The 23208-nt window shown below is 49.3% G+C and carries 23 protein-coding genes; 1 reads left to right on the top strand and 22 read right to left on the bottom strand.

Annotated features, from left to right (window positions below; all coding sequences use genetic code 11):
• Positions 1-59: 59 nt before the first annotated feature.
• From RVY80_RS05335 to RVY80_RS05265, 16 genes are all read right to left on the bottom strand, one after another.
• Positions 60-1310: a site-specific DNA-methyltransferase gene (locus tag RVY80_RS05335; protein WP_225723665.1), complete on the bottom strand. Its 1251-nt coding sequence runs from the start codon at positions 1308-1310 to the stop codon at positions 60-62.
• A gap of 352 nt (positions 1311-1662) precedes the next feature.
• Positions 1663-2022 (bottom strand): HNH endonuclease, encoded by a 360-nt coding sequence (locus RVY80_RS10215; RefSeq protein ID WP_127007634.1) that lies wholly within the window; start codon positions 2020-2022, stop codon positions 1663-1665.
• Positions 2023-2145: 123 nt separating this feature from the next.
• On the bottom strand, positions 2146-2595 hold the full coding sequence (locus RVY80_RS05330; RefSeq protein WP_317329874.1) for an ArpU family phage packaging/lysis transcriptional regulator: 450 nt from the start codon (positions 2593-2595) through the stop codon (positions 2146-2148).
• Positions 2592-3962, bottom strand: a complete 1371-nt coding sequence (locus RVY80_RS05325) for a DEAD/DEAH box helicase (protein WP_127007638.1) — start codon at positions 3960-3962, stop codon at positions 2592-2594. Before RVY80_RS05325 ends, RVY80_RS05330 begins: the two co-directional genes overlap by 4 nt.
• Entirely contained in the window at positions 3959-4336 is a 378-nt protein-coding gene (locus RVY80_RS05320) for a VRR-NUC domain-containing protein (RefSeq protein ID WP_263969962.1), read from the bottom strand. The genes RVY80_RS05325 and RVY80_RS05320 overlap by 4 nt, the downstream gene beginning before the upstream one ends.
• A 70-nt stretch (positions 4337-4406) precedes the next feature.
• Positions 4407-6650, bottom strand: a complete 2244-nt coding sequence (locus RVY80_RS05315) for a phage/plasmid primase, P4 family (protein WP_127007640.1) — start codon at positions 6648-6650, stop codon at positions 4407-4409.
• Between the two features lies 1 nt (position 6651).
• Entirely contained in the window at positions 6652-7050 is a 399-nt protein-coding gene (locus RVY80_RS05310; protein ID WP_095340923.1) for a DUF7768 domain-containing protein, read from the bottom strand.
• On the bottom strand, positions 7028-7249 hold the full coding sequence (locus tag RVY80_RS05305) for a hypothetical protein (RefSeq protein ID WP_021840393.1): 222 nt from the start codon (positions 7247-7249) through the stop codon (positions 7028-7030). The genes RVY80_RS05310 and RVY80_RS05305 overlap by 23 nt, the downstream gene beginning before the upstream one ends.
• A 3-nt stretch (positions 7250-7252) precedes the next feature.
• Complete coding sequence (locus RVY80_RS05300) at positions 7253-7915, bottom strand: Rha family transcriptional regulator (RefSeq protein WP_095340924.1); 663 nt, start codon at positions 7913-7915, stop codon at positions 7253-7255.
• 89 nt (positions 7916-8004) lie between these two features.
• Complete coding sequence (locus RVY80_RS05295; protein ID WP_317329873.1) at positions 8005-9993, bottom strand: DNA polymerase; 1989 nt, start codon at positions 9991-9993, stop codon at positions 8005-8007.
• A 55-nt stretch (positions 9994-10048) separates the two neighbouring features.
• The gene (locus RVY80_RS05290) at positions 10049-10231 is read right to left on the bottom strand and encodes a hypothetical protein (protein WP_095340926.1); all 183 of its coding nucleotides are present in this window, start codon (positions 10229-10231) and stop codon (positions 10049-10051) included.
• 12 nt (positions 10232-10243) lie between these two features.
• Positions 10244-10810, bottom strand: coding sequence for a DUF2815 family protein (locus RVY80_RS05285; RefSeq protein ID WP_317329872.1), 567 nt, complete (start codon positions 10808-10810; stop codon positions 10244-10246).
• A 13-nt stretch (positions 10811-10823) separates the two neighbouring features.
• Positions 10824-11951 carry a DUF2800 domain-containing protein gene (locus tag RVY80_RS05280; protein ID WP_127007644.1) on the bottom strand — a complete coding sequence of 376 codons (1128 nt, stop codon included), beginning with the start codon at positions 11949-11951 and terminating at the stop codon, positions 10824-10826.
• Complete coding sequence (locus RVY80_RS05275) at positions 11941-12252, bottom strand: rRNA biogenesis protein rrp5 (RefSeq protein WP_095340929.1); 312 nt, start codon at positions 12250-12252, stop codon at positions 11941-11943. Before RVY80_RS05275 ends, RVY80_RS05280 begins: the two co-directional genes overlap by 11 nt.
• The gene (locus RVY80_RS05270; protein WP_164726697.1) at positions 12239-12409 is read right to left on the bottom strand and encodes a hypothetical protein; all 171 of its coding nucleotides are present in this window, start codon (positions 12407-12409) and stop codon (positions 12239-12241) included. The genes RVY80_RS05275 and RVY80_RS05270 overlap by 14 nt, the downstream gene beginning before the upstream one ends.
• 128 nt (positions 12410-12537) lie before the next feature.
• Positions 12538-13038 carry an RNA polymerase sigma factor gene (locus tag RVY80_RS05265; RefSeq protein ID WP_095340930.1) on the bottom strand — a complete coding sequence of 167 codons (501 nt, stop codon included), beginning with the start codon at positions 13036-13038 and terminating at the stop codon, positions 12538-12540.
• Between the two features lie 385 nt (positions 13039-13423).
• Here RVY80_RS05265 and RVY80_RS05260 point away from each other — a divergent pair, with 385 nt between their 5' ends.
• Positions 13424-14260: a hypothetical protein gene (locus tag RVY80_RS05260; protein ID WP_179286733.1), complete on the top strand. Its 837-nt coding sequence runs from the start codon at positions 13424-13426 to the stop codon at positions 14258-14260.
• Between the two features lie 95 nt (positions 14261-14355).
• Here the strand turns inward: RVY80_RS05260 and RVY80_RS05255 are convergent, their stop codons facing one another.
• The 6 genes from RVY80_RS05255 to RVY80_RS05225 form a co-directional block, all read right to left on the bottom strand.
• A complete protein-coding gene (locus RVY80_RS05255) occupies positions 14356-14550 on the bottom strand; it encodes a hypothetical protein (RefSeq protein WP_095340931.1) in 195 nt (64 codons plus the stop codon).
• Between the two features lie 17 nt (positions 14551-14567).
• Entirely contained in the window at positions 14568-15371 is an 804-nt protein-coding gene (locus RVY80_RS05250; protein ID WP_095340932.1) for a helix-turn-helix domain-containing protein, read from the bottom strand.
• A gap of 302 nt (positions 15372-15673) precedes the next feature.
• Positions 15674-18175, bottom strand: coding sequence for a hypothetical protein (locus RVY80_RS10275; protein WP_459350130.1), 2502 nt, complete (start codon positions 18173-18175; stop codon positions 15674-15676).
• Positions 18176-18177: 2 nt separating this feature from the next.
• Entirely contained in the window at positions 18178-18408 is a 231-nt protein-coding gene (locus RVY80_RS05235) for a transposon-transfer assisting family protein (protein ID WP_317329869.1), read from the bottom strand.
• 2 nt (positions 18409-18410) lie between these two features.
• Positions 18411-21014: a YodL domain-containing protein gene (locus RVY80_RS05230; protein WP_317329868.1), complete on the bottom strand. Its 2604-nt coding sequence runs from the start codon at positions 21012-21014 to the stop codon at positions 18411-18413.
• A 59-nt stretch (positions 21015-21073) separates the two neighbouring features.
• Positions 21074-23149 (bottom strand): type IA DNA topoisomerase, encoded by a 2076-nt coding sequence (locus RVY80_RS05225; protein ID WP_317329867.1) that lies wholly within the window; start codon positions 23147-23149, stop codon positions 21074-21076.
• Between the last annotated feature and the right edge of the window lie 59 nt (positions 23150-23208).

Here is a 23208-nt window from a genome sequence, read left to right as displayed (position 1 = left end):
AGTACATATATCACTCTGAACTCCGATAATAGCAAGTTATTCTGCATCTTTGGGAGAAACTATTCATCTGTTTCAGGTGCAATATCACCATAGGGGATTTTTTCATCCCCGCGCAGGATAAACACACCCGCGTCCCCATATTCACTGATGTAGCGCCTGACGATGACGTCGACGAACTTCTCGTCCAGCTCGATGCCGTAACAGATGCGGCCCGTCTGCTGGCAGGCCATGAGCGTAGAACCGGAACCGAGGAACGGGTCCAGGATGATGCAGTGGCTCATGGATGAATTCTGTATAGGATAGGCCATGAGAGCTACAGGCTTCATGGTGGGATGCTCTTTGCTGGCTTTCGGCCGGTCGTATTCCCAGATGGTCGTCTGCTTGCGGTCGGAATACCATTGATGCCTGCCGTTCAGCTTCCAGCCAAAAAGGCACGGCTCGTGCTGCCATTGGTACGGGCTGCGGCCCAGCACCAGGGCGTTCTTCTTCCAGATGCAGCAGCCGGACAGGTAAAAGCCTGCGTCCTTGAATGCCTTGCGGAAGTTCAGCCCCTGGGTATCTGCGTGGAATACATAGATGGAAGCATCCTGCTCCATGTTCTGTTCCATATTGACGAAGGCCGCGAAAAGGAACTGGTAGAACTTGTCATCCGGCATATTGTCGTTCTTAATCTTGCCGGCCGTTTCTTCGACATCGACGTTATACGGCGGATCCGTCAGCACCATGTTGGCCTTCTTCCCCACCATCAGCCGTTCATAGGTTTCCGGCAGCGTCGCATCGCCACAGATGACGCGGTGGTCACCCAGGAACCAGATATCTCCCGCCCGGGCGACGGTCGGCTTTGCCAGTTCACCGTCGACATCAAAGTCATCTTCTTTCACTTTCTTGTTGTGGACTTTGGAAAAGAGCTGTTCCACTTCCGGTGCCTCAAAGCCCGTCAGGTCGACGTTGAAGTCGACGCTCTGCAAATCGACGATGAGGTCGGCCAGGAGCTGTTCGTTCCAAGCACCCGTGATTTTATTGAGTGCGATGTTGAGCGCCTTGACCTTATGCTCATCCTCGATATGGACAACGACACACTGGACTTCTTCGTAGCCCAGATTCTTCAGTACGGTCAGGCGCTGATGCCCGCCGATGACCGTCATGTCGTAATTGACGATGATGGGTTCCACATAGCCAAACTCCTGAATGGACTTCTTGATTTTCTCGTATTCCTTGTCGCCAGGCTTCAGCTGCTTCCTGGGGTTATATGCCGCAGGCTTCAGCTGGCCGATGGGCATCATCTTCCATTCCATATCCGATGTCTTCACACGCTTGCTCCTCTCTGAAGGCAGCCGCCACCGCTCTGCCGTAACCGGCGAGGTGGTGCCACCTGCAATAATTCCGTACGCTGTCCCGTGACAGCTTGGTCTTCCTGGCGATGGCTTTGTAGCCCATCCCCTGCTTCCGCATGGCTTCTATCTGCCGACGCTGGCAGTCGTTCATGACAGGCTCCTTTCACACAACAAAAAAGCTCCGGGCCAAATAGCCTGGAGCAGATGATTCGATTTTAGATGCCGGGTATCCCCCCTTATGAATTTCGCGTTTTTTCACGTTTGAGGGGGCGGCGGTCATGGACGGAAGGGTCACAGAGATTTGCATCCCCCCGCCCTACGGACGGATTCAGTACTTGTACTCGATGTTCCGGTCTTCGGTCATCGTCTTATGGTCATGACAGCTCTTGCAAAGGGGCTGCCAGTTCGTTTCGTCCCAGAACAGTTTCTCATCACCGCGATGCGGTTTGATATGGTCAACGACCGTTGCCGGGACGAGACGGCCTTTTGCTTTGCAGCGAATGCACCAGGGATGGCGTTTCAGGAAAAACTTTCTAGCCTTCTGCCACTCCCATCCGTAACCACGTGTCTCTGCACTGGCCCGGTCGCCCTGGCACTGCCGTTCATGTTCCTCACAATATTTTCTTCCATACGGCACCAGCCTGGGGCAGCCCGGATATTTGCAAGGCGTATTCGGTCTTCTGGGCATTTACATCATCTCCGGCATCAAAAAAGGACCGATAGCGTTCAAACCTCGGTCCTTCATTCTTTTCTTGCTGATTATAGTATATCTTACAGAAGCCTGTGACATCAAGTGCTGCTTTAGTGACATTCAGTGACATTCGCCAGGAATCTCGATGTGTTTCAGGGCTTCGTCATGCAGGCGGTACACCTGGCGGACATGAAGTCCGAGGGCATCGGCAATGGATGCCCAGTCTTTAAAGGCCAAGTAGCGGAGTTCCAGGATGACCCGTTCCCGGGCATCCGGAATCCGGCTGATGGCTTTCATGATATCTGCCTTGAGTTCGATCAGGCCGTCGATGGCTTCATCCACTTCATGCTCCATATCCATCATGCGGGCAATGGTTTCTTCCAGTCGGTGCGGGTTAGGCGTCCCGCTCGGCGGCACCGGGCTGAGTGTCGATGACGCCTTGATGGCCAGCTGCCGCAAAGACGATACCTGCTCCAGCTTGCTGTCTATCTGTATGTTGATGTTCCGTGCCTGTTCCAGGTACGCCTTGGCTTCCATACGCTTTTCTTCTTCTTCTGTTTCCTGCTTCATAGTATACCCCCATTTCCTGTTTCCGTCATGCCCAGGTCAGCCTTTACGGCATCAATCAAAGCCGCCTGGGTTCCGTCTTTGTGTTTCAAGACGTTCAGGATGCGTTCATCAATCGTGTCCTTGGCTACGATGTGCTGTATGATGACCGTCTTGTCCGCCTGCCCCTGCCGCCAGAGCCGGGCGTTGGTCTGCTGGTACAGCTCCAGGCTCCAAGTCAGGCCGAACCAGATCAGGATGGAACCACCCTTCTGCAGGTTCAGGCCGTGTCCGGCAGAAGCTGGATGGATGAGGGCCACAGGAATCTTTCCTGCGTTCCAGTCGGCGAAATCCTGCGGCTCCTTCAGTTCCCTGGCTTCCATCCGCTCCCGGATGCGGTCCTTATCGTGCTTGAACCAGTACGCCACCAGGACAGACTTCCCGTTGGCACTTTCTACTAGGTCTTCCAGGGCCTCCAGTTTACGGTCATGGATATTCACGACGTTCTTGTCATCTGTGTAAATGGCGCCGTTCGCCATCTGCGAAAGCTTCAGGGTAAGCGATGCAGCATTAGCAGAGGTGACCTCGCCGCCTGGAAGCTCCAGTACCAGGGACTTCTTCAGCTCATCGTACCGTTTCTTTTCCGTTTCACTCAAGCGGACCTCTTTCGCTACGCTCACCAGTTCCGGCATCTCCAGATAATCTGTTGCCTTCATGGACATGGTGATGTCGGAAATCTGGTGATAGATGGCTTCTTCCGCTCCCGGCAGGGGCTTGTAGGAATACACCACCATGCCGTTGCGCTTATCCGGCTTGAAGTATAAGTTACGGTACTGGCTGATATATCTTCCCAGCCGCTCCCCCATATCCAGGATACGGAACTCGGCCCAGAGATCCATCAAGCCGTTCCCGGTTGGTGTCCCCGTCAGCCCTACGATGCGTTTCACCTTCGGCCGCATGGCCTTCATGGCCCGGAACCGCTTCGACTGGTGGTTCTTGAAACTCGACAGCTCGTCCAGGACGACCATATCGAAATCCAGGCGGCTGTTCTCATAGAGCCAGGCCAGGTTCTCGCGGTTCACGATATAGATATCCGCATCCTGCTGCAAAGCCCGCCGCCGTTCTGCCACGGTTCCCACGACCACACTGCAGGTCAGCTCTTTCAGGTGATTCCACTTCCTGAGTTCATCCGGCCAGGTGTCTCTCGCCACCCGCAGCGGAGCTACCACCAGCACCCGCTTAACTTCAAAGGCATCATACATGAGGTCACGGATGGCTGTCAGCGTTGTCACCGTCTTGCCAAGGCCCATGTCTAGGAACAGGGCTGTAATGGGATGGGACTTGATGTATTCGATGGCGTATTTCTGATAATCATGCGGCATGAACTTCATGCACCTCCGCCCCCTTTCCCATCAGGCATGTGGGCGATAGCCTTCAGGACTGCGGGAATATCCTCCATGGCATCCAGGACGAATACCTGGTAGCCCAGCCGTCGCAACATGGCATGGCGCTTCAGCTGCAGCGGCCTTGGCTTCTGCCCCGGCGCCTTTACTTCCACAAAGCCCATCTTCCCATCAGCCAATAGAATCAAGCGGTCCGGCATACCTGCAAATGATGGCGAAACAAGCTTCACTGCCTTACCGCCAGCCTTCTCCGTTTCCATCACCAGGTGGTGTTCGATTACTTTCTCTCGCATATTACTCACCCCTTTTTTATAGGGGTGCAGGTCGGTGAAGGTCGTTTCATAAACTTCCCTTAAAGACATTTTTTCTATTTTTCAGCCCTAAAGGGGGTTTATATATTGACCTGCACCGACCTGCACCCTTCCCTTTTTCTTACAGGAAATCTGTGACTTTCAGCTTCAGCCCATAAATGAAATACCCGGCTTTCCGCTTACGCCTGTCAAACCCAGTTTTCTCTAATGCTCCGTAAAAATCCGTCGTACTGCGGGTATACTCGTTCATCTGCTGGCAGTACAGCCGATAGGCCGTATAAAGTTCCCCGGACTTCTCGCTGAAAGAGGCATCTTCTTCACAGCAGTCATCCAGGAAATGCCGAAGCCAGTCATTCTGCCCGCGGTATTCATTGATGGCAGATGCGACGCAATCAGGCGTATCCAGGTGATAGTTCTTGGCAATGACCCTCTCCGCCCCTTCGATAATCCACTGCAGGATGGCAGGACCGGCTTTCTCCACCAGGTAGTCTGCGTAGTTCTTGATGTCGCTCTTCCCTTCGAACTGGGCCTTGAAGGGCATGACGATAAGACGCCGCCATGTCCCTTCGTCATTGGCGCCTACCCTGGGCAGGTGGTTCGTATAGAGGACCAGCGTGTGTGTCGGTACGAACTTGAAAGGATCCTTATACTTCTTTTCGCCGCTCACTTCATCCGTCGAGCAGAGCTGTTTCAGGATGGACGTAGATAGCCGGACACCTTCTTCCATTTCGGCGGCAATGATCATGCGCTTCCCCTTCAGCTCCGCCATTTCCGGACGGACGTTCCGCTTGCAGCCTGCCGTCAGGGCATCGGCAGAGATGCCGCCGCAGTAGCTGCCAAGGACGCGGGCCAGGGAATTCCAGTAGGTCGACTTGCCGTTGCGGCCGTCGCCGTATGCGATGACCAGGGCTTCTACATAGACTTTGCCGATAGCCATGAGACCGCTGATTTCCTGGGCGTAGTCGATGAGCGCCGTATCGCCGGTAAAGAACTGCCGGACGGCCTGTTCCCAAATAGCTTTCCCTTCGATGCCCGGGTCTACAGAGGTACATTTCGTGATGAAGTCCGTCGCTCGGTGTTCCTGCCGTCCCCGCATCCCTTTCCGCAGATCATATGTATAAGACGGGGTGTTCAGCAGGAATTCATCTGCATCCAGTGACTGGATAGGCATCTGGACCATGGGTTTCAGTGCCTGCAGGGCCGACAGGATATAGCGCATATCGCGGCGTTTCAGGACAAACTTCCGGTACGCTTCTGCGGCAAGGTAGGCGGCGTAGACTTTGGTCTGCTTTTCCTCGATCATCTTCTCCAGGTTCCGTCCGCCCTTACGGATGATATCTTCCGAAATCCCTGTCCCTGCTAATTCCATGAGTGCCTGCTCGGACTGTTCATTAGCATCAGCCAGCTGCAAATCCAGGAATTCTTCCGCTGCACCGACCGCTGCCTGCCGCGATTCTTCCCAGCAGATGCCATCGTAGCGGATGAAATCCGTGCTGTCGGTGTAGCGCAGCTCGTTGCCGTATTCTCTGGCGATGACCTTGGCCTGGCCGATATCCGAATAATCCTCCGGCCGCAAGGAGTCCCGGGTGCCGAAATCGTTGTTGTATTCATCCGGGCTGACGTAACCTTCCTGCTTTGCGATGCGCTTGCCGAACCGTACGGCACTGCCCCAGATAGTGTTCAGCTCGGTGTCGGGAAGCGGCGGGTCGCACTTTTCCGCTTCGTCGAGGAAAATCTGGTACGCCTTTTCCGTCGCCCCGTAACGTTTGATGACGCGGCCGGCAAAACGGCTCATGGTGCTGTTCCGGCGTCCGGCCGGGATACTGCGTGACTCGGTATCTCCCACTTTGAGTACCTGGTCGATTGTCGTTTCCCCGTCCTGCCACAATACTTTCTCGACAGGGCAGCCATAAATGAACCGGGCTGCATCGAGAGCCGCTTCATCAAAGAAGGGATAGGCACGGTGGATTGCCCGCTTCAGTTCTGCATAGTGCTGTTCATCCGTGATATCCGGAATCCCGAAATAGGCATGGAAGCGTGGTCTGGCACACTTGCCGTCCTTGGGTTTCATGTGATTCCTTGACGGCACGATGGCCACCGAGACTTTTGGCAGCATGGCCAGGAGGTTTTCCATGGTAATCCAGTCAGCAGGATTCTCCGAGTGAGTGTTGTCACAATCCATGACCAGGACGTCGGCGGAGAGAAAATTCTCCCGCTTCCGATAACAATCTTCGAAGGCTACGCAGACATGATCGAAGGCGGCTGCCGCCTTCAGGTCCTCGGCACAGCTGATTTTCTGCTGCCTGGGATAGCGGCAATTCGCTTCCACGCCAGCAAAGTCTGACCTATAAAGTGTAAAATCCATCTTATTTCACCTCGTTAATATACCGAATTGGTTTTCCTTTTCTTTGGGCGTACTGGATTTCTTTTTCCATTCCCGCCGAAATCACATCGCCAAAGACCCAGAGTTCGACGCAACGGGACAATAGTGCAATATCCATAAAGAGTGCCAGTTCCCGTTCCGATTCTTCGTCGAGGAACTGCGGTAGATACAGATGCGGTGCCAGAGGGATATATCCCTGGTCTACCGTATAGCGGCAGTAGGCACAGGCTTTCCGGATATTTTCTTCCACATCCCCGGCATAGGGCGAACACACGTACACAACAGGCATGAACGGGAACCTTTGTGGTTCCACGTTCCTGATTGCCTGATACGCTGTCGGGTCCGGATAGTACTCTGCATTACGTTTCGGATTGTTTTCCATGCAGTTCCATCCACCCCTCCGCACATTCATCGCACAATACTGCCGTTCCCACCAGGTCAGCGTCACTGTCTGACAGGACATCCTTCAGATTGACAGGTACTTCCCTGCCACAGACCGGGCAACGGCAGAAAACGTTTTCGTCATTGATTTCGACCGTCACATCGACACCATCCTTAAGTGGTTCTTTTACGTAAAACATGTTTCATCCTTCCAGTTCCGTCTTGTAATAGGTCATGAGCATCTGCTTGCGCTGCTGGAAATCCGGGCAGGAATACAGCAGGCCGTAATCCAGGTGCTGCAGCCGGTCCAGAGCATGGATCTGCTGTGCAGTCAGATAAGGCCGGATGCTCTGCCCTTTTTCGATGCCGTTGGCCAGCCGGAACTGCTTGGCAGACATCCCCAGCACGATGCGGTTCAACATGTCACATTCATTGCTGAAGTGGTACGGCTTCGGACTTTCATGCAGGCGGCAGATCATGTCCGTCAGCATCGGGAATTCCTGCCGGGCAGACAGGAGCGACCGGATGCACTGCTCCATCTCATTGAAGCGATGGATATAGAGTTCCTTGAAATGCATCGCCTTCGAGCCTGTGTAGCCCATGACCAGCATGGTGAACCCATCGCGGGTCAGTAGGTAACGTGGCAGTTTTCTTCCCCTGGCATCACGATATGTATTGCCCTCAAAATTGAGTGCAATGAATTCTGGGCTTAATCCAGAATTGGATGCAGTGATTCGTCCGATATCACGCAGAACGTTATAATGCTGTTTTTCAAAAGTCGCTGCAACAAACAGGCTGTCGACCCTTGGTACACCTCTCTGATCAGCAAACACGCCAAATTCATCTTCCGGAATCAAAAACTTCATAGCGAATCCCGCCTTTCTTAAAATAAACATCCGAGGAAATTCCCTCTGATAGTGAAAGGACAGGAATCACTATGTTAAGTACCGGGAAATCAATCTTTTTTATAAAATTCGCACTCATACCCGTCTGCCCGGAGCAATAGCCCTTCAGCCCACGACGGCGTCCGGCCCATCTGCTCACAGATGGCATCGACGCTAGTGTCTTTGGGACACTCGATAATCAGTTCATCATGGACATGGCCGACGATGGCGCAGCATCGCAGCGTCTGCATGGCATAGCAGAGGATGTCCCGGCTGATGCCCTGGACGATGTTCTCCACGAACTTCGGGCCATAGCTTTCGAGCCGTTCCCACTTCTTCGTTGCGCCGATGCCTTCATAGGTGACGGATTCCCCACCGAAGCGGTTCTCGCCTATCCGGGGCTTTACGTAGGAAAGCCGCCGTCCACTGGGGAGCTGTATGAACAGCATGCCGCTCTGATACAGAAAGCGGATGCAGCCAGTCCGCATGGGGATACGTTCCTTGATGGCTGTCTTCACGGCGGCGTCCACCTGCCACCAGAAATCGACGATGTGCAGATTGGCCGACCGCCAGGACTGCACCAGAGGATACAGCTCATCTTCCGAAAGTCCCATGTCCAGGGCACCCATGGCCTTCAGCGCTCCTACGGAGCCGCCATAGCCAAGGGCCAGTTCTGCGATTTTCCCTTTCTGCCTGAGATGCCCGTTGACACCATGCTTTTCCACGGGAACGCCGAACATGGAGCTGGCCGAGGCGCAGTAAATGTCGCCGTTCCTGGCAAAGACATCCGAACGCCATGTTTCTCCTGCCAGCCATGAAAGCACCCTGGCTTCAATGGCCGAAAAGTCAGATACCACAAACTTCAGCCCCTGCCGTGGTACAAAGGCGGTGCGAATGAGCTGGGAAAGGACATCGGGGATGGAATCATACAGGAGTTCCAGGGCTTCATAATTTCCCTGGCGTACCAGTTCCCTGGCTTCCGAGAGGTCCGGCAGATGATTCTGGGGCAGATTCTGCAGCTGGATGTGCCGGCCGGCAAACCGCCCGGTCCGGTTGGCTCCATAGAATTGGAACATGCCTCTGGCCCGGCTATCCTCGCAGGCCGTCATTTCCATGGCCTGGTATTTTTTGACCGAGGATTTGGCCAGCTTCTGCCGGAGCAGCAGTACACTGCGCAGCGGTTCTTCTGCCGTCTTCAGCAGTTCCTGCACCTGCTTCTTTCCCAAAGAATCGGTCTTCATCCCATGCTGTTCCAGCCAGCCGATCATCTGGATAACGGAGTTCGGATTCTCCAGGCCCGTCTTTCCCTTCAGTACAGCCATCAGGCTGTCCCGGCTGCGGGCATCGATGACGATGGCATTTTCAGCCAGCGTCCGGTCAATGGCGATGCCCCGGTCGTTGATTTCCTGGTCGAGATGATATTCATCCCATATCGGTTCCGGTACGGGATACTTCTTCAGCCGCTCTTGGATAGCCATTTCCACTTCCACATCCCGTTTGTTGTAGGACTTGAACAAGATCCATTTGTCTAAATCATGCTGAGGAAGGTTCCTCGTCCTGCCGCCGTTCGACTTGGTTTCCTTGCAGGGAACACAGAAATAGCGGATCAGGTCTTTGCCTTCCTTCATCTTCTGGCTGTCCAGCCTCAGCACGGCCCCCACGCCTTCCAGAGAAAGGGGCAGCCCCATGTAAGCCGACCAGATCATGGAACATTTCCATCCTGCCGAATTGAGGAATCTGGCACAATTCCGGGAAAGCGGATGATGGTCATGGAACGGATCCAGGCTCATCCCCAGGTCACGCAGATACCGTGACAGGCAGACCCGTTCGAAGCTGGCATTGAACGCCCACTTGGTAACGGATTCATCGGTCAGGGCATCCAGGATAGCATCCGGGATGCGCTCTCCCTGCGTCAAGTCAACGACCTGTACCTCGCCGCCGTCCACAGCATACCCGAAGAGGAGGATTTCAAAGGCTGGCGATTCTGCGTATTTGTACACGCCGCATTTCGCCAGATTGACATCGCTGAATGTCTCAATATCGATACTGATTGTTTTCATACTCTTCACCTCGAAAAAGCGGCGAGGCACAAGGCCCCGCCGCCGCTATTCACTACTATTTGTTCCGGAAGGATTCCATCTGCTTGCGATGATATTCTTCTTCCCGGTGCCGGGCCATTTCTTCATCCCGCTGGTCTTTTTTGATATCCGTATAAATCATAGACACGAAGAATCCACAAGCGCACAGCGCAAGCAGGCAGTACAGGCACTCCAGAATCAGCTTCATTAGTGTTTCCATCATCACGCCTCCTTATGCCAGGAAATCATCATCGTCAGCTGTAGCAAAATCATCTTCTGCACGGGATTTGCCACCGAGGGGTTCGCCATCACGGATTTTCTGCAGATTGTTCAGTCCGCAGGCAATGCCTTTATTGCCGTTGCTGTTAAATGCATAGAAGTTGATGGACGCACGGCCATAGACGCCGGAGTATACTTCAGAGCGTTCCAGGATATGCTGGCAGTCGGCATCGACGATGCCCGGCTTGGTCGCCGAGTTGGCATTGACGAAGAAGCTGTCTTTATAGGCATCATCGCCCGGGCGTTCCAGGTCACCGTCACGGAGCGGCGTCTTGATGGCTTCGAGAGCCGGTACAGCGCGGCCATTGCCCTTGAGCTTGCTTTCGCCTTCTTCGTAGGCAGCCTTGATGGCGGCGCGGATTTTTTCTACGGTCTTCGTATCCGACTTGGGGATGATCAGGCTGACGCTGTACTTTGGCGTACCGCCATTGATGGACTTCGGTTCCCAGACGTTGGCATAAGACCATCTGGTGTTGACTCCGGTAATCACTTTGCACGGATTGACATAATTCTTGGACATAACAAGTTCCTCCTTATTTTTCATCATTGAATTCATCTGCCGCGGTGTACATGGCCGGACGCTTATCCGATGCCGGCACCAGGACTGGCTTGCCCTGCGGCTTTTCCACTAAATCTGACAGCAGTTCTTCGAACCGCTTCTTGCCGAGCTGTTTCGTCATCGCCGTGATGCCGAGCAGCTTCTTTTCATACGGGTTGAACCCTGCCTTTTCTACAGCTTCTGCTACCGCTTCTTCATTTACGTAGCGGCGGTTCGACCGGCCTTCGACCAGTTTCCATCCGTCCCACTGCTTGCCGGAAAGAGCCTGCTGCAAAGCATATTCCTTGACATCCCCGGCCCAGTTCACCAGTTCATCGGCCCTCTCCAGGACGGCTTCGATTTCTTCATCCTGCAGCGTGGACGGGACGGCGAAATCATACCGGGCCAGTTCCAGATTGTACTCGGCCCGCTTGCGGCAGGTTGCCTTGATCTTGCAGAAGCGGCAGTGGTCACCGGCTTTATATTCGCCCTCACCTTTCGCCGCCAGTTCTGCCGCAGGCTTCAGCACCGTTTCGGCCCACTGGAGCAGTTCTTCCTTGCTCATGGTGCAGGTGCTGACGTTGTCCCGGCGGGGCTGGAAGATCGTCATGGACACCTGGCGGATATCATAGATGCCATCAAACAGGTTCAGCGCACCGAGGGCATAGCACATCATCTGCGGATTCTTCTCGGAATCCACCAGGACTCCCAAGCCATGCTTGTAATCGATGACTGTCAGGGTATCGTCGGCTACGATGAGGCAGTCGCCTGTTCCAAACCCGCCTGGCACCCACTGGGAAAAGTCCAGCCGCTGTTCGATCATGATCAGCGGGTCCTTGCAGGATGCTTTGGCTGTGGCCAGGCATTCCATGACAAACTGCGCGTATTCATCAGTGCATTCCGCCATCTCCTCATCAAAGAACGTGAGTCCCTTCGTCGGGTTTTCCAGTTTCTGGCCCAAGGCCGTCTTCACCTTGAATTCACAGAGCGTATGGGCATCCGTCCCCTGCCGGGCGAATTCACTGGAGGTATCCGGCAGCTTGGCACATTCCTTTGCAGATGGTGGGCAGGCCAGCCAGCGGTAGCAGGAAGATGCGGACAGCACCGCGTGTTTATCCGGCATGTCCAATCACCTCCAGTTCCTTCAGGAAGGCTTCGTACTGCGCCGCATCAATGCCGGAGAGCTTGTCCGCCCCGTACTTCTGAATAAGGCTGCGGACTTCTTCCGTGAATCCCTTGCGGGCCTTGTCGGCAGCGACTTTGCGGACATCTTCCAGTGCCAGCGGCTTTTCCGCTTTTTTTGATTTCGCTTCCGAAGCTGTCGGATTATCTTCTTTCACCGCCATGACTTCGGAAATCTTCAGCAGCGCCTTGCCGCAATCGCCCAGGGCTGCTGCCAGTTTCTGCAGTTCATCGTTTTTCATGTGGATTGACTCCTTTCACATGTCTTTGCATTGATAAGAGATAGATGTTCCTGGCAATACTGCGGGTCGTGACGCTGATGGACATCAGCACCGCCGCCAGTTCCCGGTCCAGCTTTTGCTGCTGAGCCAGTTTTTCAGGTGTCTGTGTGTACATCATCTTGAGTTCCTCCTTCCTGAATGGCTTCTTCGTTCGCCCTTCACCAGTAATAGGACAGCCGCGTCATCGTTAAGTACCGATTCCGAAAAAAATCCGGCCACATTTTTTGTGACCGGATCTTTTTCTTCTTAACGGAAGTCTTTGAGATGTTCCTTCAGGAGTGCATACAGCTTGTGTTTGCGCTTATTCACCGCTTTCTGGCTCAAGCCGACGGCCTTCCCGGTTGCCGCTTCGCTGGCACCGTCGGCAATCATCAGTAAGATGGTCCGGTCGATATCCTGCAAGGCCGCCAGTTCATGGCGCAGTGCTGCCAGCAACTCTTTCTTCACGACTTCTTCCTCTAAGTTGAAGTCATCAGGCACCTCCAGCTCGTAGTCATCCCGCACTTTGTCCGCCGATACTTCATCGGCACCATGCCGCTGCTGGCGCTTATCTTCCCGCCAGAGCGGACGCATGTATTCACGATACTGTTCTTCAGTTGCCGGAATCAGGACAGTACGAACCTTACGGCAGCCGATTTTTGACCAGCGGACTTCACAGTCCTTGTATTCCTCGGTGATGACGGTTTCTGGAGTGCGTTCCAGAGGAATGTAGTATTGCTTCTGTTTGTTTGTCTGTAGATTGGCCATGCGCGATCTCCTTCGCATAATGCGAAGCGAGAATCCACGCAGGCAGCCTGTCGAAATTGACCATAAGATGCATCCTCGCTTCTATGGCCAACCATCCCAGTAGGCTGACGTGATTAACTTTCCAGACCGTCTCTCGGCTCTGGGCACACCCGCGTCCGGGAGTGAACGTTGAGACGGAAATTTCATTCAAATGTCTTTATAAGCTCATCTATTTCCCCAAGGTATGATAAAATATAAGTAATTCATGGTGTTTCCTTGGTTGTCCAGATGCTTGCTCATTGGTTCTGCCTTAATTCTAGCAATTCCCTCTCGTCAAAAATCGGACTGGATGGACAGCCTCGGACAATTTCGGACAGCATCAATCGGTTAAAGGGAGGTATATGATTTGAACTTTTCAGAATTTGCAACCGGGTTGTTTCCTTTTTGCTCTGGTCACCTAGGCAAAGAACAATACTTTAATGAAATTATTGGAAATTTTATTCAGGATTCCGCCATGGATTCATGTCCGATTCTTGAGAAGAAGCCTGACACTAAATATCGTTATTTAAGCGGCAAACGTGTTATTCCACTTAAAGAGGCTAAATACATTTATAATCATCGTGATAAGAAAAAATTTTCCCAATGGATTGCAACTCAAACCGATGAATTTGATTCATATGACGGTGTAGTAGGCTGGTTAAAAAGCAATGGTATAAATGATACTTATGCAGACGATGCTTGTGCCGATTTATTCGAGCAGATTTTATGTGATATTGTTTCTTCATCAAAAAATAAGCGCTCTCTTAAACCACCAATATCAAAGCTATTATCAGGCAGAGACTTAGAGCATCTTGATAAATTTATGAACGATTTTAACGAAATTCTGAAATTTTGTATTAGCACAGATCCTACAATTGAACCTATGCCACTTGAACTTCCAACACAATTCGATATGTTATATGAAATGTGGAAATATAGAGATACCGATTTTAAAAATGCGAAGCTCAATTCACTAAAATATGATATTATTAATAATCTCTACGATTATTTTTCTTATTGGGGACTTTTGATGTCATATGATACAGTTAGCGGCTATTGTGTATATAAAAAGCCACTTTATCCAAGAAGTGAAGAAGTTAAAAAATCCCATCAAAAAAAGATGCTTGCTTTTAGAAAGATATTTGCTAATTTGCATGAAAATCTATGTGAATTCGTTAATAATGCCGATTTGCCGATACAATAAAAAAAGAGCTATCTACATGACCTTTCAGTCAATATAGATAGCTCCATTTTACAGCTCCGCATAAAACACATCGGGCTATTGAGGTAACTTCTACTTTATCTTAGTAAGCTTATATCTTTTGCTGCATCCACCTGGGATACAACATCTTCCCAAGGGATCTGCACAAGTTTTCTTTGACTAGTCTTAATTTCGAGTATGACTTTATCTCCTTCAACGATAGCATCAAAAACTCGTTGTCCATTAAGAGTTGTATCGTGCAAATTTCTAATCTGTTTCCTAATTTTCACCATATACACTGCCTCCTCTTTTAAAATGGAATTTCTTCATCAAACTGTTGTGGCGGATCATCCTCATTTTCACCTTTCATGAAAGAATCAATGATATACCTGAATTCCTGCTTTACTTTTGGATGCTTTGTATTTTCAGCCACTGCTGCATAAAGGTTGTTAATGAACTCTGCCAGTTTGGAATCGCCATGATCACTGCACAGATATTGCGGTTCTTGTCCCGGTATGCTCATCCATATCTCTTTTGCAAAGACCTCCGAGTCATTGGTACGATACACACTCTTAGAAATATTCATGAGGTGCAAGTAGGCTCCATTCTTTAACCTCAATTCGAAACAATCCCCATGAATCGAAGTATGAACACCGAACGAATTTGAAACAAATACGACTCTTGAAACCTCTTCCGGGTACTCGCTCTCTCCCTCTTCATAGAAACGATGAAAATCAAATAATGGATGATTTGTAATACCATTCTGATCCGTTTCCATGTTGTTTAAACTTTCTGCCGAAACTCTTTCCCAGGCTAACAAATCATGAACTGTATCATGTTCCAACTTTTTCAAAAATGATATTAAATATCGTTCCGTCGGTGTGAGCGAAGATATATCCACTTTCAAAAGAGTATCGATACTAACATGGAGTACTTTTGCTATATTCATAATGAAATCAATACCTGGCCGACTTCCACCGTCCTTGCTAGTTCTAGATATATATCCGGCGCTGACACCTGCATCACTTTCAACCTCACCAATTTTCCGGTTCTCACTTTTTATTAAGAAGTCAACATTGTCAAACAGTACCTTAGGATTGAACTGTTCCGTCATATCTATCATTCCTCCTTTGATTATATGTAAATAATATCATGTTTTTACCTATACGTCAATATTTTAAAAAAGTTGATTTATAGGCCAATTATTCCGCAGTTCTGGTATCTTATTGAACTTAAGGATTTTCCCAGCGGTCATCCTCTACGGCAGTAACGATAAAAAGCTATCGTTACTGCCGTATTCTTATTGCCGTCTTTTTCTTCGCCTTTGCCTTAAGGCCACTCCCCTATTTCCAGGCACAAAAAAAGCCGGCCATCTGCCGACGTTTGCCAAGCCCCCGCTATATATGGACTTTTCCACTATGCACACCGTCCCCAATATTGTATCAATCCCAAGCATCTTTGCTCTAAAATATTGCCTGTGGTAAATCCCATGCGCTCCACGGTGTCATAGATTGCCTTGATAACCGTAGGACTGGTGTAATGAGCATTTAAGGTGGATGCTCTTGCCATTTCGTACTCATCTTCTGATAAAACGGATTTAAGTTGTGCAAACTCGCCTGCGTAGCTGTTGTTGTCCTTGTCGAACACCTCCGGCAATCCGCCCCAACCGATGTACTTTGACAAGGTTTCCTGTTCAGTTTTGGTGGCAGGGCGGTTTTCCTTTTCAATGCTTTGCAGGGTGATGATAGCAGCAAGGTTACGCTGAAACTTCTCACGCTTGCCGCCTTCTCCTAAATGCTCATCGGTAATGCGGAAGTTTTCGCCTTTTTCCTGTGCTGTTTCAGGCTGTGGGTAACGCTCCAAAAGCTGCAAAAAGCGCTCACGGCTTTCGGATCTCAGGATAGGGTAGAACAGTGACGGATCACGCAGGGTAATATCATACTGCCCGATTTTCTCAATGATGAAGGCTGTATTATTTTCAAGATAGATCGTATCACCGGGGATATATGGAATGGAGGGAGGCTCTACGGTAAAGCGTTGGGGTTCGCTCTCAAAATCGTTATAGGCAGGTTCTGTTTTAGTGAGAAAGTTATCTTCTGCAATGAGCTTTGCTATATACCTTTGCACCTTTGCCCATGGCAGTTCCAGTGTCAAATCGCTTTTAACGACGATAAAAGCAGGGATGTTACCTCCGTACTCATTTTTCAGCCATTCAGCTGTGTTACGCTCACGGCTGTGGTCTTGCATATACAACACTACATTTCGCTTGCTCTCTGTATTGCCATTCCAAGCCAGCAAAGCGGCGTCAATGTCCGTCTGTGTGATTTCCTGTGCTATGGGTGCAGGCTGTGGAGACTGTGACGATTCATGCTCATGGAGGGGGGTATCCAGTCCCGCGAAGGATCTTTCACGGCTCTCAAGCTCGTTTTTTTCTTCGGTGGTTAAATAGCGGTCAGCTGCAACCAAGGCACGAAGATGTTTTTCTACATCTGCCCATTTCAAAATGATATTGTTTTTGGCGGTGTAGTTCTGAATGACCATGCCTTTCGATGGCTGATAATTAATAAATCCGCTTGTACCATCTGTAAAGGTGTGGCTATGTCCATAAAACCCATATTCTTGTTTCAGAAAATCAATAGCAGTTTTGCTATCAGGCATGGATTGATAGAGCTGATGAACACGGAATTTTCCGTCCTGTGTGCCTGTACCACGAAAAAGCTCGTGTTCTATCTCTACCAAGGGCAAAGAAAAAGCAGAGGGCAATTTGCTCTCTGCTATACGCTGTATTTGTTCTTGTTCAGTGGGAAAAAGATTTAGCTGTATATAAGCTCCGTCAGTATCATTTCCTCCGCCTCTGCTTTCAGGCTGTTCATGTACCCTACCCATTCCATCTGATGCGTCATCTTGTCGGGTGGGGGCTGCGTTTTCTGCAAGTCGATCATTATCTGAGTGATCCGCCTGTTCGCTGTCTGGTCTATCTCCAGCAGGTGTGGATAAAGTTTCTCGCTCAGGAGCATGGAATTGAATAATGCTGTCCGATGCTTCTGAAGGTAGGTTTTCCGCATCCTCCCGTATTTGCCCAAGGATTTCTCCGGTGAGGTTATGCTCAGATTGGGTATCTGGTAATCTCCGTTCTTCTGATAAGTGATGCTGTTCATGTTCATCGCTCCTTTCACGTTCTGTTTTTGTAATGGTTATGGCAATCTGCCTGAAAATTTGCTCTGATTGTTCACTGACTGCTGTACCCAAAAGGCAAACTGCATCGGTGGTATTGAAATCGAAAATAGGGAGAAAATCTTCGTGACTGAAATATTCCTGCGTATCAAGTCCACATCGTTTCATAAGGGTATAGGTGGTGCTGACTGTAGCAGCATCTACAAAGGCAGAACGAAGGCTGTCCTCATCATATTCTGCTAAAAAGCTATTTTCCGTAAGAGACCGAATATCCTCCCTGTGATCTTCATAATACTCCTTCGATAGATTTCGGGCAATGATGTCAAATGCCTCGGAAAGAGAACTATTTTTAACGTCGAATTTATCAGCAAGCATTTTAAGAATTGGCTCTTTGTGGTGGTCTTGAATTTCCCAAAGGAAAGGGCGGCGAGAATTTTCTCTGCCGCCCGTATCGGAAACATCAAATACATATTTAAGCCTTGGCTTATCACCTGTGGAATCGAGCAGAGCAATGCCTGTTGAGCCACGGTGAACAAAACGGTTCATCTTGTCATTCCAAAGCGCATAATCGGCACAAGCCGTTGCATCGGGTCTTTGTGCGTAAATCATAAGTTGTTCATGGTAAGGGTATTTATACAGCCGCCCTACGGTGGTAAGAAAGCCAGTCCAGCTGGTGAGGCTACTTGTCAGGTGGGTGGCGGTATCCTCTGCAAGCTGTGCAAAGGCTTGTGCTTTTGTTGGCATTTTTATTCCTCCTGTTCCTCGAAATCGGGGATAAGCTCTGCTGAAAGGCTCTCAAACTCTAAGTCATTCATGGCTGACAGCTTATCCATAACCGTTTTGGTCAGGTCAAGCAGTTCGGTTTCGTCTGCCTCAAGGTGTTTTTGCATTTCAGAAAGCTCGGCCAATAAGTCAGCCCTTGAGCCTGTGTTGTAAATGCACATCAAATTGGTTTCTTCTACGGTAAATTTACTCATAATCATCGCTCCATTTCCGCACCTATAGACGGTGCTTTTTTCGATTTTTCTTTCTCTTGTGATGGCTTGGTCTTTAGCTGTTCCACTACTGAAGCCCGTTTATCCTGCTTTTCTGCTTGTACAGCCTTGGCAAGGTCTAAAAGGGAGATAGTACCACCAGCTTTTACGGTCGCCTCAAGCCCTGCCACAGTCGGCTGATTGTTTAAGACACCGTCAATCTGATTGTAGTTTTGCTCAGTTGACATTTCGACAGTACGAAGGGGATTACCCTCATTTCTAATGGCAAATGCACGAGTCCCGTTTCCCATGATATGATAGTTACCATTATCAGAAGTGTGATGAAAACCATAACCGGCTGCTTCCATCTGTTCTTTTGTCATGGAGGTCAAGGAAAAACTTCCCCGTGGTGTATCGATCCGATCTCCGGTTAGGTAATTATCCGGCACAAGGGGGGAAGATTCTAAAAATTGAGGAAGTTCCTGAAAGCCAAAGCTATCTACATAATGAGAGGATACAACATCGTTTATCTTTAAGGCAATGATGTCACTGACGGATAGGGAATGTCCTGTAAATCCATTTGGGTGATTAATATTGAACTGTTCATAAATCTGGTTCAAGATGCTGTTTACATTGCCATTAAAATCAGTAAGAGATGCGGTATAGATAAAGTCATAATTCTCATGCTCTACTTCAAGTCCGGCATTTTGTAAACGCTCCAGTCCTTCAAAACGGTAATCCCTTAATTCATCGCCACCTTTTAGCTGATAAATGGCAAAGGCATCATCGGTACTTTTCATAAAGAGCTGTTCTCGTATTTCGGGAGAGAGTTTGCCATCGCCTTTCATTTCCTCATAGTCTTGCAGGGCAGACCAGTCGGCTTTTTCTATTCCAAATAATCCGCTGTGATTGTCAATGTCCTCACGCTCAAAAGCCATTGCCTCAGTATTGTCCTCATAAAGCAGATACACGGTTAAGTCCTGTTCGAACAGCTCGGCAGCTCGTTCTTGGGAGAGGGGGAGCATTTCATCATCTAAGTAGCCGTAAGAATTGCGGTTTGCAATACTTACACAGGAGTCGGGCATAGGATAGCTGTGTTCCTCGGCAGGCGGTTCCGGTAATGGGTCTTTTGCAGTATCAACCACAACTTCAAGGCTATCAAAATATTCCTCCAAATCGGTAAATCCATTCCAAACATCATCTAAAACAAGCTCGCCCTTAGCATTTATAATTACTTTTGCCGCCTCATCGCCGTGTTCCTCATGCTCAAGGAGAAAGTATTCCGTTCCGGTTATTTCGGTAGTATCAATAACATACCAAGTGCCGGTATGCCCCTTCACCTCAATATTGGTGCTGTTTTGAGAAACAGTCGGTTTTTCCGTTGCCCTCATGCTTTCTTGCCAAACCTGATCCGCTTTGGCGGTCAGCTCGTCATAGTCAATGGAGGTTGCATTTTCTCGGTCTGTAAGAGCCGATATACCACTGATGGGGTCATCTTCAACAATCTGTTTGATTGCCTCATGGATGGTTATGTCGGGGTTATCGTAAACACCACCGTCAAGGAGATTATAGTCTTTATCATAAATGGAAAAATCATAACCGCCCTCGGTTTCCTGAATGGAGAAATATAGCTCGCCTACCTGATAGGCTAAGTGTTCGGGAGCTTGCTCCAAGTCTTGCTCCTTGGCGAGTTCGGCAAAATGACGGTCAATATCTCCAATGAGGGCGGAGGAAGTTTTGTTAATAAGTTCAAGGGAAGAACGCAGCTCAGAAAGCTCTTTGCCTTTACTCCACGAGGCGATATAGCCAAAACTATTTTCATCGGTTTTGATACCGTAGTAGGTGCATACAGCAAAGGCGATACTCTCTGCCTCTACTTCTTCGGTGCGACGGTCTTTAGGCATGGGAGGTGGTGCGGCTTCATCATCTTTGACTGCTTGTTTTTCTTTTTCATAATTATGAAGCTTTGAATGGGCGATTTCATGTATAGCCGCTGCTACGGTCTGTACCTCACTCATGCTCTCACGTAGAGCTATTCGCTGTTCACGGCTACTGAAATATCCATCTTTTCCTGCTTCCATGTGTTCAAAGGCAATGGGAACAGGGGAAGAGCGTTTCAAAGCTTCCATGAATGTTTTATACTGATTGACATCACCTGTCAGGTCAGCAGCGAGGGCAGGCAATGGCTCGCCCTCAGTTTGGGAGAGATCAAATACGGAAACCACCTTAAACATCGGTATCTTGATTTCAACTTCTTCGGTCTGTACTTTGCCGTGCTCATCAAGCATAGGGGCATGAGTTACAGGATCAACCTTTTCCTGCTCCTTTTTTATCTTATATGGGGTAGGAGCAATGATTTTTATGCCACGTTCGCCTTTTTTTACATAGCGGGAAAATTGGTCACGCCATTTATTGAAGCCTGCCACAAGGGTGGCATCAGGTTTTTGCATAGCAATGAGAAGGGTGTTGTTAAGGGAATAGTTATGAAATCGTGACATGGTACGAAGATACTGTATATATTTATCGCTTTCAAATAGCTCCATAATGCCTGTTTCTATGCTATCAGTTATTTCTTTTAACCGTTCTTTGGTTGTGTTGTTATCTGCCATAATGGTTTACTCCTTTCGGTTTTTCAAAATGAGGGGGAATTAACATAGCGCTTTAGTCCCTATTTCTTCCTCACCTCAAACTCCATCGTGAAATTCACATATTTACCGCCTGTATCATCAAGCGAAACAACCGCATCATAGCTCTTACCGGTCTTTTCTGAATAACAGCCTGTGAGCTTTACTTTGCCGTTTTTCAATAGCTCTGTTGCAACGGCTTTGGTAAGGCTTTTTTTCTTTGCAGTAAAAAACTTGTTATCTTTCCAAAGGGCAAAGCCGCAGGTCTTGTCCAGGCAACAAAAGCCTTTCTTATTTTCAACTACATCATTGCCACAGCGAGGACATTTGCCTAAAGTTTCCTGAGCGGACGGGAATAGGACATTAGCCCCCTTGATTACCTCATAGGTTTTGACAAGACTCACGGTCATTTCAGAAATATCCTGCAAAAAGCTGACGGGAGAGAGATCTCCACGCTCGATCAGCTTTAGCTTTTCCTCCCATTCGGCAGTAAGCTGTGAAGATTGGATTGTTTCTGGCAATACAGTAATCAGAGAAATTCCCTTTATAGTAGGCAAAAGGTACTTCGCCTTTTTATCGCCTTTACGCTCCAATAATTCAGTTTTAATGAGCTTTTCCAAAATCCCTGCACGAGTGGCAGGAGTGCCAATACCCTTACGGTCGTTGTCCTCCAGTGCGTTGTTGGCATTTTCCATTGCTGCAAGAATGGTATCTTCCGTATAATGTTTGGGTGGAGTGGTCTTGCCCTCCTTTACAGTCGCTTTTGAGGTAAAACTATCGCCCTGGTGGATTTTCGGAAGTGCCTTTTCTTTATCTTCCTGCGGCGCTTCTTTTTTATTGGTGAGGTAGAGCTTTTCAATGCCACGAAAGCCATCTGCAAGGATTGTTTTGCCCTTGGCAGTAAACTCTGCACCGCCTACATTCGCCTTTACAACAGTTTCTCCATAACGGCAGCTCTCGCCCACAGCACACACCAAACGCAGGACAATAAGCTGTAAAACTTCACGTTCCCCAAAGGGTAAGGAAGCAATGTCACAGCCTTGTACGTTCATCGTGGGGATAATGGCATGGTGGTCGGATACCTTGCTGTTATCGGTCACTTGCTCCATAGAAATAGAAAGCTCTGTGCCTTGGGGCATAAAAAAGCCTGCGGCGGCTTTTACCACAGCAGGGGTGTTTGCTGACATATCCGAAGTCAGGTATCGGCTATCAGTACGGGGGTAGGTTACGAGCTTTTTCTCATAGAGGCTTTGAGTGTAAGAAAGGGTCTGTTCAGCGGTAAAGCCGAGCTGCCTATTTGATTCTCTTTGCAGGGTGGTAAGGTCATAGAGCTTGGGTGGATTTTCGGATTTTTCTTTGCTTTCCACACTATAAAGGGTAATGCTCTGACCATCACATGTTTGGCACAAGGTTTTTGCCGCCTGCATGTCTTGGAGCTTTTCACTGGAGAGCGTGAAACCGCCACAATCAAGTTGTACCGTGTAAAACGGCTCCGACTTAAATACTGAGATAGCTGTTTCACGCTCCACAATCATGGCAAGGATTGGTGACATGACTCTGCCCACGTTCAAGGTTTGCCCATAGAGAACTGAAAACAGTCTTGTGGCGTTGATTCCCACAATCCAATCTGCTTTCGCCCTGCACAGTGCAGAGTGATAGAGATTATCGTAATACTTGTTGTCACGGAGGTTTTGGAAGCCTTCTGCAATGGCACTTTCCTCCATAGATGAAATCCACAAGCGTTTCACAGGTTTTTTACAGCTAATTTTTTCGTACACCAAGCGGAAAATCAGCTCTCCTTCACGCCCTGCATCGGTAGCGGATGTGATAACGGTCACATCCTTTCGATTTGCCAGCTCTTGTAATACTTTCATCTGTTTTTCCTTGCCCTTAGAAATGCTGTATTGCCAGTTTTGTGGAAGGATAGGTAAATCGGAATATTCCCACTTTGCGTAACGTGACTCATAGGTATCGGCGGTGGCAAGCTCAACCAAATGCCCTATGCACCACGATACGATAAAGCCGCCGCCCTCAATATATCCGTCTTGTCTTTTATTTGCACCGACAACAGCAGCAATGCTTTGTGCTACTGATGGCTTTTCTGCTATAACTAAATTCATTCGCCTGTTTTCCTTTCCTTTTGAAGGAATATAATGCCACGGTAGTGCTGTGACTTATC

Origin of the sequence: Veillonella absiana (assembly GCF_032970865.1) — a bacterium.
GTDB classification, from domain to species: Bacteria; Bacillota; Negativicutes; order Veillonellales; family Veillonellaceae; genus Veillonella; species Veillonella absiana.
The sequence above is the reverse complement of the archived record's forward strand: the minus strand, read 5'-3'. Positions and strand labels throughout refer to the sequence as shown.